The sequence below is a fragment of the Undibacterium sp. CCC3.4 genome (assembly GCF_034347425.1).
Lineage (GTDB): Bacteria > Pseudomonadota > Gammaproteobacteria > Burkholderiales > Burkholderiaceae_D > Undibacterium.
Genome location: NZ_CP133779.1, coordinates 3,964,415 through 3,981,776 on the forward strand (window position 1 = coordinate 3,964,415; position 17,362 = coordinate 3,981,776).

General features: G+C 57.9%; 2 protein-coding genes. Both read left to right on the forward strand.

Going from position 1 to position 17,362, the window contains the following annotated elements:
* Nucleotides 1–132 precede the first annotated feature (132 nt).
* On the forward strand, nucleotides 133–408 hold the full coding sequence (locus RHM61_RS17630; RefSeq protein WP_322248620.1) for a hypothetical protein: 276 nt from the start codon (nucleotides 133–135) through the stop codon (nucleotides 406–408).
* Nucleotides 405–17,309 (forward strand): autotransporter-associated beta strand repeat-containing protein, encoded by a 16,905-nt coding sequence (locus RHM61_RS17635; protein WP_322248621.1) that lies wholly within the window; start codon nucleotides 405–407, stop codon nucleotides 17,307–17,309. The genes RHM61_RS17630 and RHM61_RS17635 overlap by 4 nt, the downstream gene beginning before the upstream one ends.
* Nucleotides 17,310–17,362: the final 53 nt, after the last annotated feature.

The following is a 17,362-nucleotide window of genomic DNA, read 5'->3' on the forward strand; positions in this document are numbered from 1 at the left end:
TTGCCGAATTCGTGTTTGGAAAAATTTATTTTCAGCTGGAATTTGCTTGAGAAAAAAAATAATAGCTTGCACATTTACCTTGAATTTTTAACAAGTTGCATCTTTAATACAAACAAGCTTGAGTAAAAAGTAGTGAGATTTTCGTCTCTTTTCCAAGCAGAAATTTCCGTCAAGAATGATTCAAAAAATTTGCGCAAGGACGCGAAAGCACTTATGAAACCTGGCCCATTCCACCACGCTGATGCAGCGAAAAAACGCTACTACGCCGAGCCGCTTGCCATGCTGCTTGAGGGCGCAAAACAGCAGCGCTTTTCCAGCAAACTTCCTCTGCTCTTGAAGCCGCAATACTGCCCGGCTTGCACTCTCTCCGATAACGACCACTCCGCCACCGAACTGGAAAAATCATGAACCACATCTTTCGCTTAATCTGGAACAAACTCACTGCATCCTTGGTGGCGGTGGCTGAAAATTGTAAATCGCAAGGCAAGGGCCGGCGCACGGTGCGCAGCCTGAAGACACCGCGCCTGGCCAATTTACAGCTACGCAGTGTGGGGCTATTAGCTTTACTGTTTATCAGTGCACCGGCTACGTCGATCACCGTTAATTGGACTACGCGCGGCGGGCCTTGGGATACCACGACACCGATTTGGCTCAGCGGTACCACGTTGGTGCCTTGGGATAATACGGCTAACAATGGCGTCGGCTATGATGCCAATTTTCCCGGGCTCGCGGGTTCATTAGGCAAGACCATCACGGTAACCGGCACGATCAAATTAAAAAATTTGACTCTCACAGCACCCTATCCCACTCTCATCACCGGCGGGCAGTTACAGTTACAAAATGTAGGCGGAGACAGTAGCAGCATTATTTCCAATTCAGGCAACCTCACCATCAGCAGTGAACTCAGCGGCACCGGCACCAGCAGCAGCAACAACGGCACCGGCCTCGCCGGGCTTAACGTGGATATGCGGAACAATGGCACGTTGACCTTGACCGCTACCAATACTTTCGCAGGACCGGTTCAAATTAAAAGCGGCACCTTGCAGATTGGCAATGGCGGCACGACCGGGACGCTCGGTGACGTGTCCAGAAACGCCCTTGGCGGCGGCGGCGGCGGCAGCGTCATTCTTAATCGTGGCACACTGATCTTCAATCATAGTAATGATGTGACGATGGACAGACTCTTAGTAGGCGGCAACCTGGTCCAAGCCGGCAGCGGTACCCTTACCATGAACTTGAGTTCGATTTCTCAGGTATATGGTTACCCTGGCAACCAATTCTTTCTTAAAAACGGCAATATTCTGTTCGATTTTACCGCTCCGAAAGGAGTGAGAAGCGATATGACTACTTGGGGTACCGGATTCTTCATGGATAATGTCGGCTCTTCCTTTATTGTGAAGGGAGGCCCTCTCGAAGTGCTTAATGGCAGCAGCGCACAGAGTTTTCAATCCATGGTGACAGAGAGTGGTTACGGTGGCACATTTCAGCTCATCGCCAACCCCAGCGCCAACATGAATGTCTTTATTCAGAGTTTGCTTCCAAACGTCATCACGAATTTTGTCGGAGCGACGGGCACGACCCCTGGTGCGCGCATTGTCACACTCAGCAGTGCCGGTGCCAACGATGGCCAGACTCAACTCGCAGGTGGCGCTTTATGGAATGGCAGTAATTTTGCATCCATTCAAAAATTGGGTATCGCAAATTATGTCGTCCCTCTTGCTGCAGCTCAAACACTGGTGACACCAGGCGGCAGCGCCGGTGCCGGTGCGATACCGAGTAAGCCGGGGCAAAATGTCATCATTAATCTGCAAAATCCCACCGGTGCCGGTGGCCCGGTCATCCTTGGTGCCGCATCGGCCTTCGTCCAATCGATACTCAGCAGTGCCACGACCGCGCCCACCGTGATCGCCCTCAACACGAATTCGGCCAACGACACACTGTCCGTAGGCGCTAGTAACACCGGGTACAGCCAAAACGGTGCCATTGCCATTACCACGACAGGACAATCGCTGACTATCGGCCAAACGCCGAATCAAGGTGTGCTGACGGCCGGCGCAGGCAGCGGCGGAATCCTCAATCTGATCAATGCCAGCCCCACGGCAACGATGACGATCAATGCCGCGATTAAAAATGCGAGCGGCCCGGTTTCTGTCGGCATTGCCAACCTCGCCAACGGCACGACGATACTGGCCGGCGATAACACTTACACGGGCGGCACCATTATCGGCGGCAGCAGCATGGTCGGGGCCAGCAATGTCGGCACCGTGCAAGTCGGCAACGGCGGCACCACTGGCAGCCTCGGCAGCGGCAATGTCCTCAACTATGCCAATCTGGTTTTAAAGCGCAGCGACACGGTCAACCTGACCGGCACCATCAGTGGTTCCGGCTCGCTGAATCAAAATGGCAGCGGTGCGCTGATCATGAATGGTAACAATACTTATACCGGCAATACCATCATCAGCAACGGCAGCATACGCGCCGGCATTGCCAATGCTTTCAGCCCGACTTCAGCGATACAGTTTTTATCGCCCTCGGCCATCCTCGATCTTGGTGGTTTCAATCAAACCCTGGCCGCCTTGTCGGGCAGTCTGGGCATTATCACCAATAACGGTGCCAATAATGCCGTGTTGACCACCGGCGGTGATAACAATGACAGCAGCTTCGGTGGCACGATGATTGATGGCAGCAACCCTGCCAATGGTAGCAAGACCAGTTTGTCGCTGACCAAGGCTGGCGGCGGCACGATGACCTTGGCTGGCGTCAATACCTATACCGGTGCCACGACCATCAGTGGCGGCGTGCTCAAGGCGGCCGTGGCGAATGCTTTCGGTGTCAATTCTGCCGTCAGCTTGACGAATAACACCTTGCTCGATTTGGGTGGCAAGGATCAGGCCATCGGTTCTTTGTCGGGGGCTGGCACGGTCGGCACGACGGTTGCCAAGGCTGCGACGCTGACCACCGGCGGCGACAACAGTTCGAGTACTTTTGCCGGCATCATTAAAGATATTGCTGCGCCTGTGTCCTTGGTGAAAACCGGTAGTGGCACGCAAATTTTGAGCGGTGCCAATACTTACAGCGGCAGCACCACGATTGCGGCGGGTACCTTGCAAATAGGTACGGGCAGCTACACCGGCAGTCTCGGAACCAATACCGGCCCGATTATCAACAATGGCACACTGACGATTGCCCGCGGCGACGCGTTTACGCTCAGCAATGCGATCATCGGTACCGGCAACCTGATACAGAAAACCGGCGGCACCACTACTCTTACCGGTGCCAACACCTATACCGGCACCACCACTGTCGAGACCGCCCTCGTTGCCGGTGCCGACAACGTTCTCGGCACCAATTCAGCCGTTACCGTGTTGGGGACGTTGTATTTGAATGGCAAGAATCAAAGCATAGGCTCGCTCGAAGGCAGCGGCTATGTCAATACCAATACGGCGGCAACACTGATAACGGGAAGCAACAATACTTCCACGTTGTTTAACGGCCACATCCAGGATGGAGGGAGCGGGCTGGCGCTGACCAAGATCGGCAGCGGCACACTGATACTCGGCTCTGATAACCAATACAGTGGACCGACCACAATCACCTCAGGAACACTGCAAATAGGCGCTAACGTGCCGAATGGATCTGCCACAATTGGTACTGGCACCATCATCAATAACAGCGCACTGGTTTTCAAAAATCCCAATTATATTACCCTTAGTCAGCTGATCACCGGCAGCGGCAGCATGACACAGAACGGCGCGGGCACGATTTATATAGGTAACAGCAATAACGACTTTACCGGCCCGACCAACGTCCTCAGTGGGATCTTACAAGCAGGGGTAAGCAATGTTCTTGGTAAAAATTCGGCGTTCACCCTTAGCAGCGGCGCGACCATTGAATTGTTCGGCACGAATCAAAGTCTTGGTTCTCTGGCCGGCACTGGTGGTGTCGTGCACAGCGACGCCTTCAATAGCCCGTCTGTGCTGACCATCGGCGGCGACAACACCAACACCGCTTACGCTGGCACCATTACCGGTGGACGATCAATCTTTTCTGTTAACAAAGTTGGTACTGGAACGCTTATTCTCAGTGGCAATAATACTTACGCTAACGGCACTGTTAGCACTGCCGGCACGACCACGATCACGGCAGGCACGCTGCAAGTCGGCAATGGCGGCACCAGTGGGACGCTAGGTGACAAAGGTGCTGTCGTCAATAACGGCACCTTAATCTTGAGCCGCAGCGACGACAGCATTTTTAACAACCCGATTTCCGGCAGCGGCACCCTGACCCACAGCGGCAGCGGCGACACCCGACTCGGTGGCGTCAATACCTATACCGGTGCAACCACGCTCAAAGACGGCAGCTTTTCGGCCGGTGTGGTGAATGCCTTCGGCAATAATTCGGCCGTCAACATGGCCATCGATACCACGATCGATTTGCATGGCTTCAACCAAACCGTAGGCAGCTTGGCGGGGGCCGGTGGCATCGTTACCAACAAGGGCACGGCGGCGGCGACGCTCAATACTGGCGGCGATAATACCAGTGCCAGTTTCGCCGGCGCGATACAGGATGGCAGCGCTAAAACTGCCTTGACCAAGTCTGGCAGCGGCACGCAAACCATGGCCGGCATCAATACCTACAGCGGTGCCACCACCTTGAGCGGCGGCACCTTGGCAGCCGGTGCCGTGAATGCCCTGTCGGCCAATTCGGCACTGAGCATGGCCAGCGGTAGCACTTTGGACTTGGTTGGCTTCAATCAAAACATCGCTTCCCTGTCAGGCACAGCCGGCACGGTGACCAACAGCGGGGCCAGGTCGGCGCGTCTGTTTACCGGTAGCGACAACAGCAACACCAGCTTTGGCGGCATCATTCAGGATGGCGTGTCGGCTACTGGCTTGCTCAAGACCGGTACCGGCACCCAAACTCTGACAAATGCCAATACCTACAGCGGCTCGACCACGGTGAATGGCGGCACCTTGTTGCTCGACTATTCGGCACCCGGTGCCGTGGCCAGTAATATCATTGCCGCCAGCTCGAAATTATCACTTGGTGGCGGTACCTTGGCGGTGAAAGGCAGGACTGGTCAAAATGGCTTGGTGCAATCATTCCAAAGCCTTAACGGCGCTGCCGGTGCGGTGCAGTTGATACAAAATGGGGCCACCGACATTGATGTCAATATCGGCATCATCACCAGCAAAGGCGGCCTGAATTTCCTCGGCGCTACCGGCGTGGCCAGCGGCGCGCGCTTCATTACCAGCAGCAGTGCCGGTGCCAACAATGGACAAACCCAGTTGGCCGGCGGCTCGCTGTGGAATGGCGACAGCTTTGCGTCTATTCAAACTTCGGGTGGCATCAATTATGTGGTGGCACTGACGACACCGCAACAAAACATCTTTACCAATACGGCTAACGGTAGCATCGCCGTGCCGAATATTGCGGCACAAAATGCCATCGTCACGATCAAGAATAGCAGCGGTGTCGTCATGCCTAACTATTTGGCTGCCAGTACAACGACTCTGCAATCGCTGTTAATGGATTCCAGCACCGGTGCGGCCACCATCGCCATGAACCACAATACGCCCAACGATACCTTGGTGCTTGGCAGTAATGTCGCCAATAGCCTCGATGGCAGTATTGCTCTCGCCGAGGCGGCGCAATCCTTAACGGTAGGGCAAACGGCGAATGAGGGCACGCTCACGGCCGGTAACGCCGGCGCTTCCACCGTCAACTTACTCAATGCCAGCCCGACTTCGGTATTAACGGTCAATTCACGCATCGCCGACAATGCCGGTGCCGGAGCGGTGGCGCTGAGTGTATCGAATGCGGCCAATGGCATGACTATCTTGGGTGGCAATAATACTTACACTGGTGGCACCGTGATCGATGGCGGCATCTTGCAAATCGGTAGCGGTGGCACCACTGGCAGCTTGGGTAGCGGCGACGTTGGCAACGGCGGCACGGTGAGCTTCAATCGCAGCAATGCCATGACTGTAAGCAATAATATCAGCGGACTTGGCAGCCTCATGCAGAGCGGCAGTGGCAACACGACTTTGAGCGGGAATAACACCTATACCGGTGCCACCAAGATCAGCGCCGGCACACTCACGGCTGGGGTGGCCAATGCCTTGGGCACGAACTCGGCCTTGAGCATCAGCACGGGTGCCAAGCTCGATTTAGCCGGCTTTAACCAAACCGTCGGTTCTTTGGCCGGTACGGGCGGCACGCTTACCAACAGCGGTGCTACGGCGGCGGCCTTGACGGCTGGTGGCGACAATACCAGCACCAGCTTTGCCGGCACCATCCAAGATGGCGCGTCTGCCACTGCCTTGACGAAAGTCGGCGATGGTACTTTGACTCTGGCCGCCGCCAATAGCTATACCGGTGCCACCACGGTCAACGGTGGCACGCTGGTCGGTGGCGCAGCGAATGCCTTCGGCACGAATTCTGCCGTCAGCGTTGGCAGCGGTGCCATGCTCGATCTCGGTGGTTTCAACCAGGCTATCGGGGCTTTGTCTGGCAGCGGCGGCACGGTCAGTAACAGTGGTGCCGCCCCGGCTATCCTCAGTACTGGTGCCAATAATAGCAGCAGCAGTTTTGCTGGCATCATACAAGATGGTAACGATACCACCGGCTTGAATAAACTCGGCAGCGGTAGCTTGACGCTCAACGCCAATAATACTTACACCGGTGCCACCACGGTCAACGGCGGTACGCTGGTCGGTGGCACAGCGAATGCCTACGGCAATAACTCGGACGTCAGCATCAGCAGCGGTGCGACGCTCGATTTGGGCGGTTTTGATCAAGGGGTCGGTTCGCTGGCTGGGGCTGGCGGTAAGGTGACGAATAATGGTGCGGTAGCAGCGGCGCTGATTACCGGTGCGCATAATGCCAATAGCAATTTTGCCGGTAACATTGTCGATGGCAGCAGCGCCACGGCGCTGACGAAAATCGGCACTGGCACGCAAACTCTGTCTGGCAGCAATAGCTACACCGGTGCCACCACACTCAGCGAAGGTAGCTTGGTGGCGGGGGCGGCGAATGCCTTCGGCAATAATTCTGCCGTCAGCATAGCCAGCAGCAGCGCCATCCTCGATCTCGGTGGTTTTAATCAAGCCATCGGTTCGCTGGCTGGTACGGCCGGCACGGTGACCAATAACGGTGCGGCAGCCGCGGCGCTGATAACCGGCGGCAATAATGCCAGCAGCAGTTTTTCTGGCTTGATCAAAGATGGTACGGCCGCTACGGCCCTGACAAAAACCGGCAGCGGCAAGCAAACCCTGGGTGCCAGCAATACGTATACCGGTGCCACGACGATCAGCGGCGGCACTTTGGCGGCAGCGGCGGTGAATGCCTTTGGTGTGAATTCGGCCGTCAGTTTGAGCAGCGCTACGACCCTCGATTTGGGTGGCTATGATCAAGCGCTCGGCTCACTGGCCGGTACCGCTGGCACGGTGACTAACAGTGGCGAAGCGAACGCGACCATGACAACGGGCGGCAAAAATGCCAACAGCAATTTCGGCGGGAATATTCAGGATGGTGTCAGTACCACGGCGCTGACCAAAACCGGTACGGGTACACAAACGCTGTCTGGCACCAATACCTACACCGGTGCGACCACGATCAGTGGCGGTATTTTGGCTGGCGGCGCTGCCAATGCATGGTCGGATAAATCGGCGGTGAGCATCAGCAGCGGTGCCAGCCTTGATCTGGGCGGCTTCAACCAAAGCATCGGTGCTCTGGCCGGCGTCGGTACGGTCACCAATTCCGGCAGTGCGGCTGCCACCCTCAGTACTGGTGGCAATAATACGAGCAGCAGCTTTGCCGGTATGATCCAAGATGGCGCTGCCAGCACTGGGTTGACTAAGACTGGGGATGGGGTACAAATTTTAAGCAACAGCAACACCTACACCGGTGCCACCAAGGTCAACGATGGCACGCTGACGGCTGGTGCCGTCAATGCCTTCGGGCGCAACTCGGCAGTCACCATGGGCGGCAGCCAGGCCAGTCTCGATCTGGCCGGTTTTGATCAAAGCATCGGTGCTTTGAATGGCAACGTTGGTACGGTCACCAATTCCGGCACCCAAGTTGCTTTGCTGACCTTGGGTGGTGGCAATGCCGACGGGAGCTTTGGCGGCGATATCATCGATGGCACTTCTGCCACCGCGCTGGCCAAAGTCGGCAGCGGCAAGCAAATTCTTGGTACGCCCAATAGCTACAGCGGCAGTACTAAAATTCTTGCTGGTATTTTGGCGGCCGATGCGGCCAATGTGATAGGGACTAACTCGGCACTCAGTATTGCCAGCGGGGCGACGCTTGATCTGGGCGGCTATAACCAAGCTGTCGGTTCGCTCTCGGGCACCGGCGGCACGATTACCAACAGCGGTGAAACCAGTGCGGCGATCGTTACCGGCAGCAGCAATACCAGCAGCAGCTTCGGCGGCATTATCCAAGATGGTGCCAGTGCGAGCGGTATCACCAAAACCGGCAGCGGCAGCTTAACCTTGTCCGGTGCCAACACCTACAGCGGCGCGACCACGATCAGTGGCGGTACTTTGGCAGCTGGGGCGATCAATAGCTTAGGCAATAACTCGGCCGTCAGTATCGCGGCCGATGCCAGCCTCGATTTGCATGGCTATGACCAAGCGATCGGTTCGCTTGATGGCGGCACCGCGACCAGTACCGTTACCAACAGCGGCAGCGCCAATGCCACCCTGACTACCGGTGGCAAAGATGGCAGCACGAATTTTGCCGGTAAGATTGTTGATGGTGCAGCCACTACGGCTGTGACAAAAATCGGTGTCGGTACACAAACGCTGAGCGGCGAAAACACTTACAGCGGTGCCACCACGATCAACGGCGGCACATTGGCTGCGGCGGCGGCCAATGCTCTCTCCAGCAAATCAGCCTTGACCATCAATACAAACGGAGCGCTGGAACTGGGTGGCTTCGATCAAACCATTGCCTCGCTGTCTGGCAGCGGCGGTACGGTGACTAATAGCGCCAAGACCGCGGCGACCTTGAGCACGGGTGGCAACAATGCCAGCACCAGCTTCGCCGGTGTGATCAAAGATGGTAATGCGCCCACCGCTTTGACTAAAAACGGCAGCGGCACACAAACGCTCAGTGGTGGCAGCACTTACACGGGTGCAACGACCGTCAATGCCGGCACTTTGCTGCTCGATTATTCTGCACCCGGTGCGGTGGCCAGCAATATCCTGTCATCCTCGTCGGATTTGGTGCTTGAAGGTGGCACCTTGGTAGTGAAAGGAACGACTGGCCAAAGCGGCATAGTGCAAGGTTTCAAGAGCACCAGTGGTGGTTCCGGCGCCGTGCAGTTGATCCAAAATGGCGCGACTGACATCGCTGTCAGCCTCGGTGCACTCAATAACCAGGGCGGCATCAACTTCCTCGGTGCCACCGGTGTGGCCAGCGGTGCGCGCTTCATCACCAGCAGCAGCGCCGGCATCAATAATGCACAAACCCAATTGGCTGGCGGCTCGCTGTGGAATGGTGACAGCTTCGCGTCGATACAAACGCTTGGTGGCGTGAACTATGTGGTGCAACTGGTAGGCTCGCAACAAGTGATCTATACCAATACCGCCAATGGCACGATTGTGGTGCCGAATATTCCAGCGCAAAACGCCTTGGTCACGATTGCCAACAGCAGTGGCACGGTGATGCCGAATTATCTGGAGGCACCGACCACGATCTTGCAATCGATGTTGATGTTGTCGAATACAGGCCCGGCCGTAATTGCCATGAATCATAATTCGGCCAATGACACGCTGGTGGTTGGCAGCAATGTCGCGAACAGCCAGAATGGCACGATTGCGATTGGCCAAGCGGCACAATCGCTGACGATAGGACAAACGGCCAACGAAGGCTTGCTCAGCGCCGGCAGCAGCGGTGCTTCGAGTATAGCGCTGACGAATGCCAGCCCAACTGCGGTGATGACGGTTAATTCCGCCATCGTCGATAACGCCGGTGCCGGTGCGGTAGCACTGAATGTATCGAATACTGCCGCCGGCACCACTATACTGGCCGGTAACAATAGCTACAGCGGCGGCACAAATATCGATTCCGGCACCTTGCAAGTGGGTAGCGGCGGTAGTGCTGCCACCAGCGGTACGCTCGGTAGCGGCGCGATCACCAATAATAGCAAGCTGGTTTTCAACCGCAGCAATGCCTTGAGCGTGAATGGCAGCATCAGCGGCAGCGGTGCCCTGAACCAAGTCGGCAGCGGCACGACCACTTTGGGGGCCAGCAACACCTATACCGGTGCCACCACGATCAGCGCCGGCACTTTGGCTGGCGGGGCCAGCAATGCCTTCGGCAGCGATTCGGCCGTCAGCATCAGCAGCGGCGCCACGCTCGATCTCGGTGGTTTTAATCAAGCCGTCGGTGCCTTGATCGGCAGCGCCGGCACGGTGACCAACAGCGGTGCCAGCGCGGCGGCTCTCCGCACCGGCAGTAATAATGCCGACAGCCGCTTTGCCGGTAACATCGTCGATGGGGCCAGCAGCACGGGCCTGACAAAAACCGGCACCGGCACCTTGACCTTGTCTGGTGCCAATACCTATAGCGGCGCGACCACGCTCAGCAGCGGCGTCTTGGCCGCCGGCGCTGCCAATGTGCTGGGTAAAAACTCCGCACTGACGGTGGACAGCGGCGCACGGCTTGATTTACTCGGCACCAATCAAAGCGTCGGTTCACTGGCGGGTATTGCTGGCGCTGTAACGAACAGCAATAGCCAAGCAGGCACGCTCACGACCGGCGGCAATAATGCCAGTACGGTGTTTGCCGGCGTGATTGCCGATGACATAGGCAGCATCGCCCTCAGCAAAACCGGTACGGGTACGCAAACCCTGGCGGCGGCCAATACCTACAGCGGTGCCACGAGCATCACTGGTGGCACGCTCGCTGCCGGTGTTGCCAATGCCTTCTCCAACAACTCGGCCGTCAGCCTCAGCGGTGGCACTACACTCGACCTTGGCGGCTTTGATCAAAGCGTCGCCGCCTTGGCTGGCGTCGGCGGCACGGTGACCAACAGCGGCAGTAAGGCGGCCAATTTGACGGCCGGTGGCAACGCTGCCAGCACGACATTTGCCGGCAACATCCAAGATGGCACTGCGGCGACGAGCTTGGCGAAAGTTGGCAGTGGCACGCAAACCTTGTCTGGCATCAATACCTACAGCGGTATCACCACCTTGGCCGGCGGTACCCTGCTGGCCGGTGCGGCCAATGCCTTGAGTGCCAACTCGACGGTAGCGATGGCGGCCGGTACCACGCTCGATCTTGGTGGCTACCAGCAAAGCGTTGCGGCCTTGGCCGGCAGCGCCGGCACGGTAACTAACCATGGTGCTGCGGCTGTTTTGACTATGGGTGGCAGCAACGCCAGCAGTGTCTTTGGCGGCATGATCGAAGATGGTACCGGCACGACCGGCATCAACAAAACTGGCACGGGTACGCAAACTCTGTCGGGCATCAATACCTATAGCGGCAGCACCAGCATCAACGGCGGCACCCTCGCCGCTGGCGACAGCAATGTGCTGGGGAATAAGACTGCGCTCCGCCTTGCCGTCGGCGCGAGCCTCGATCTGCGCGGCTATGATCAAGGCATCGGTTCGCTGGCGGGTGTTGGCGGCACCGTCACCAACAGCGGTGCCAACGCTGCCGTTCTCACCAGCGGTAGCAATCATAGCAACAGCACCTTTGCCGGCACGATACAAGACGGCATCAGCAGCACTGCCCTCACCAAGATCGGCGATGGCATACTGACACTCTCTGGCAGCAGCACGTACAGCGGCACGACCTTGGTCAGCGGCGGCACCTTGGCGGCGGCGGCAGCGAATGCCTTGAGTCAAGCCTCGACGGTTGGCTTGAGTGACGGCACGAAGCTCGAGCTCGGTGGTTTCAATCAAGCCATCGCTGCCTTGTCGGGTAGTGCCGGCACCGTGAGCAACCAAGGTAACGCTGCCGTACTGAGCGTGGGCAGCAATAATGCCAGCGGTAATTTTGCTGGCAGTATCGTCGATGGCAGCGGCAGCGTCGCTCTGATTAAAGTCGGCAGCGGCACGCAAACACTGAGCGGCAGCAACACTTACAGCGGTGCCACCAGTATCAACAGTGGTACGCTGGCCACTGGGGCAGCCAATGCCCTGAGTGAAAAATCGGCCTTGACGATCAGCAGCGGTGCCAGCCTGGATTTACTCGGTAGCAATCAAAGCATAGGCTCGCTGAGCGGCAGCGCCGGCACGGTCACCAACAGCGGCAGTGCCGCAGCGAGCTTAACTACCGGTGCCAATAACGCCAGCACAGCTTTCGCCGGCTTGATTCAAGATGGCAAGTCTGCCACCGGCTTGACGAAAACCGGCAGCGGCACGCTGACACTCTCGGCCAACAATACCTACAGCGGCCTGACTACCATCAACGGTGGTATTTTGTTACTCGATTTTTCTGCGCCAGCGGCAGCGAGCAGCAACATCCTCTCCAGCAGTTCGAGTGTGCTACTCGACGGCGGCACCTTGGAAATCAAAGCGACGACCGGCCAGAGTGGAGTGGTGCAAACATTGAATGGCATCAATGGCGGCACAGGTGACGTGCAATTGGTACAAAATGGGGCCGGCAATATCGCCCTCAATCTTGGGGCCATCACCACCACCGGCGCACTCAACTTCATCGGCGGCACCGGTATTGGCGGCGGCGCACGCTTCATCACCAGCAGCAGTGCCGGCCTCAATGATGCACAAACCGAGTTGGGCGACGGTTCGCTGTGGAATGGCAATGCCTTCGCCTCGATTCAAAATATCGGCGGAGTGAATTATGTGGTGGCACTCAGCGCGGCGCAACAAACTGTGTACACCAACCCTGCCAGCGGCACCACCATCATCCCTGAAATTCCAGCTAAAAATGCGGATGTGGTGATCGCCAACGGCACGCCGCCTACCCCCCCCGGCAATCCCTCCAATTCGCTCGGCGGTGCCAACACGACGATACAATCGCTGTTGATGATTGCCGACAGCGGCCCGGCCGTGATCGCCATGAACCAAAATTCACCGAACGATATCTTGGTGGTCGGTGGCGATGTGCCTAATGCCAATGGCAATATTGCCATCGGTGCCAGTGGCCAGTCGCTGACGATAGGGCAAACTCCGAATGAAGGCTTCGTTACCGCTGGCAACAGCGGCCCGTCGGCCCTGAATTTGATCAATGCCAGCCCGACCTCGGTATTGACCATCAATGCTAAAATCATTGATAACCCTGGCCCTGGCCCCGTGACGGTGAATGTGTCGAACACTGCCGGTGGCAATACGGTATTGAACGGTGACAATACCTATTCGGGTGGCACGCATATCGACAGCGGTAACTTGCAGGTTGGCAGCGGTGGCACTACCGGCACGCTCGGTACTGGCAACGTCAATAACAATGGCAGCCTGACGTTTGATCGCAGCGACAGCTTGGCGGTGAACAATGCCATCAGCGGCACGGGTTCCGTCAACCAGATCGGCAGCGGCACCACGGTATTGTCGGGGAATAACAGCTACTCCGGCGCGACCAACATCAGCAACGGTACGCTGGCCGGCGGTAGCGACAATGCCTTCGGCAATAATTCGGCCCTCACCATCAGCAGCCCCGGCACACTCGATCTGGGCGGACATAATCAAACTGTCGGCTCGCTGTCTGGCACCGGTGGCACGGTCACGAATAACGGTAGCACGGCCGCGATTCTGTCTACCGGTGGCAACGACGCGACCACTAGCTTCGGCGGCAACATCACCGATGGCTTGGCCACGACCGGTTTAACTAAAAACGGCGACGGCACGCAAACTTTGTCGGGCAAGAATACCTACACCGGTGCCACCACGATCAACGCCGGGACGTTGGCAGGTGGTGCGGTGGATGTCTTGGGCAAGAACTCGGCGCTCACCATCGCCAGCAATGGCACGCTGGACCTGGGCGGTTTCAACCAAGCCATCGGTTCCCTGGCCGGCAACGGCACGGTCACCAATGATGGCAAAACGGCCGCAGTACTGAGCACGGGTGGCAACAATACCAGCAGCAACTTTGCCGGTATACTCGAAGACGGCGTTTCCGCTACCGGTTTGGTCAAAGTTGGCAGCGGCACACAAACCCTGTCTGGTGCCAACACCTACTCTGGCGCAACCACCGTCACTGGCGGCACGCTGGCAGCCGGGGTGGTCAATGCCTTGGGTAACAACTCGGCAGTCAGTGTAGGCAGCGGTGCCACGCTGAACTTGGGCGGCTTTAACCAAGCCATCGGTTCCTTGGCCGGCAGCGGCGGCACCGTTACCAATAGCGGTGCCAGCACGGCGGCCCTGTCTACCGGCGGCGACAATAGCAGCAGCACGTTTGCTGGCACGATACAGGATGGCGTCAGCAGCACGGCCTTGACCAAGACCGGCAGCGGCACGCAAACACTCAGCGGCAGCAACACTTACAGCGGTGCCACCAGCCTCAGTGGCGGCACCCTGGCAGCCGGCGCAGCCAATGCCCTCAGTCAAAAATCAGCATTAACTATCGGCATGGATGCGACGCTCGATTTGGGCGGCTTCAACCAAGCTGTGGCTTCGCTGTCTGGCCCGGCCGGCACCATTACCAACAACGGCAGCGCCGCAGCCGTGCTGAGTACCGGTGGCAATAACGCTAACACCAATTTTGCCGGCAGCATCCGCGATGGGGCGAGCAGCACCGGCTTGACGAAAACTGGCAGCGGCACGCAAATTCTGAGTGGTAACAATACCTACAGCGGTGCCACCAGCGTGATTGGCGGCACCTTGGCCGGTGGCGCGGCGAATGCCTTCGGCACGCAATCGGCCGTCAGCATCAGCAGCGGTGCCACGCTCGATCTCGGTGGTTTTGACCAAGCCATCGGCGGCTTGGCCGGGGCTGGCGGTAGCGTCACCAATAACGGCACGGTAGCGGCCACGCTCAATACCGGCGGCAACAATGCCAGCACTACTTTTGCCGGCAACATCGTCGATGGTTTGAGCAGCACCGGTTTGAACAAAACCGGCACGGGCACGCAAACCTTAAGCGGCAACAACACTTACAGCGGCCTCACCACCCTGCGTGGTGGTACGCTGGCGGCGGCGGTGGCGAATGCCTTCTCTGGCAACTCGGCCATGCGCATCAGCAGCAGCGCGATTCTCGATCTGGGCGGCTTTGACCAAGCCGTCGCCTCCTTGGCTGGCACGGGCGGCACCGTCACCAACAACGGTGCGGCGGCGGCAGCCTTGACGCTCGGTGGCGATAACAGCTCGACGGTGTTCGGCGGCATCTTGCAAGATGGCAGCAGCCCACTGGCCCTCACGAAGATCGGCAGCGGTGTGCAAACCCTCAGCGCCAGCAATACCTACAGCGGTGCCACCACGATCGCCGGCGGCACCCTGCAAACCTGCGCCAGCAATGCCTTGGGCACGGGTTCCAGCGTCAGCATGGCGAGCGGCAGCACGCTCGATTTGTGCGGCAACCACCAAGCTATCGGTACGCTTGCAGGGACTGGCGGCACCATCAGCAATAGCAGCAGCAACAGCGCCGTGGTGCTGACTACCGGCAGCAATAATGCGAACGGCAATTTTGCTGGGGCTATACAAGATGGCAATGGCAATACGGGTCTGAGTAAAGTTGGCAGCGGCATTCAAGTGCTGAGCGGCAGCAATACTTATACCGGCCCAACCAGCGTTACCGGCGGTACTTTGCAGGCTGGTGCCATCAACAGCTTGAGTGCGGCGTCGGCACACACTGTGTCCGGCAGCGGCATCCTCAATCTGGCCGGCTACAATCAAAGCTTGTCTGCACTGAGCAACAGCGGTACCGTTTCACTGGTCGGTGCCGCACCCGGCACGGCCCTGACCATCACCGGTGCTTACACCGGCACCGGTGGGGTACTGCGGCTGGCCAGCGATTTTGCGGCCACGCCGGTGACGGATATGCTGGTACTGAGTGGCCCGAACGCCAGCGCCAGAGGGCAAACTCGGATACAGGTGGTCAATCTGGGTGGCCCGAGCGCGCTCGGCACCCTGACCACCGGTGACGGCATCAAACTGATCTCGGCTCAAAATGGCGCGACCACGACAGCACAAACATCGAAAGATGCCTTCCTGCTTGACGGCTCCAGCGCCACCGTCAGCCGCAGCGGCAACACCGTCTCGACACAAAGCGTGAAAGCGAAAGATACCCATCTCGATATCGGTGCCTACCAATACCGTTTGTATGCTGGCGACGCCACCGGTGCCGGTGAGAATTGGTACTTGCGTAGCCAGGTTGCGAATGGCTCGGGCTCGGGCTCGGGTTCGGGTTCGGGTTCGGGCTCCGGCTCCGGTTCAACCGTTGCCTACCGCTTGGAAGTGCCGATGTTGGCAGCCGTGCCGTCGCAAATGTCGCAATCTGACGTGACGCTGTTGGGCAATTACAATCTGCGCAACGGCCCGGCCAGTTCCCAGCTGCGCTCGCTCGATCAAAGCAAGGAATCGCTGCATGCCTGGGGACGTATCTTGAGCAGCAATTTCAGTCTGGCCCAAGCGGGCGATGCGCAAGCCGCCAGCAGCGGGCAAATCAGCGGCTTCCAGGCCGGGACTGATCTGTATGCCAACCACTCGGTACGCAGCGGCTTATACGCTGGCCGTCTCGATGGCAGCGCCAGCGACAGCGGCTTTGCCGGTGGCACCCAAGGTGGCGTCGGCAGCAATACCCAGCGGGCGGATTTCCTCGGTGCGTATGCCACTTACACCACGCCGGCAGAGCAGTATGTCGATCTGATACTGCAAGCCGGCCGGTATGACTTTACAGCAACGCCGAATGCCAGTGCCCCCGATAGCGGCAAAGCGCGCAGCCTGAGCGCTTCGCTGGAAATCGGCCAAGCCTTCGCTTTGAGCAGTAATTGGAAGTGGCAACCGGAATTGCAATTGATTTACCAACGCTTCAATTTCGATGATGTGAAAATCTCTGGCAGCACGGTACAGCAATTGGAAAATGGTGGTGTCACGGCACGCCTCGGTATGCATTTGATCGGCAACTTCGAGACTGCCGGCGGCAAGCTGACACCGGATCTGAGCATGAACTTTTATAAGGGTCACCAAGGTTCCGGCGTAACGCGTTTCATCAGCGACAGCAACATAACCGACATCCACAACACGACCAGCTACACCTCGATGGAACTGGGTGCCGGTGTGCAACTGCAACTTAACCCGAACGCCAATTTGTATGCCCATGTCAAGGAACTGGGTGTCGGCGGCCAAAGCCATGTGCGGCATGCCAGCGAAGTGTCTTTCGGTTTGCAAATGCGTTGGTAACAGCCCTGAAACAACTTAATGGATCGTCGCAAGCGACGATGGAAAAGACTCTG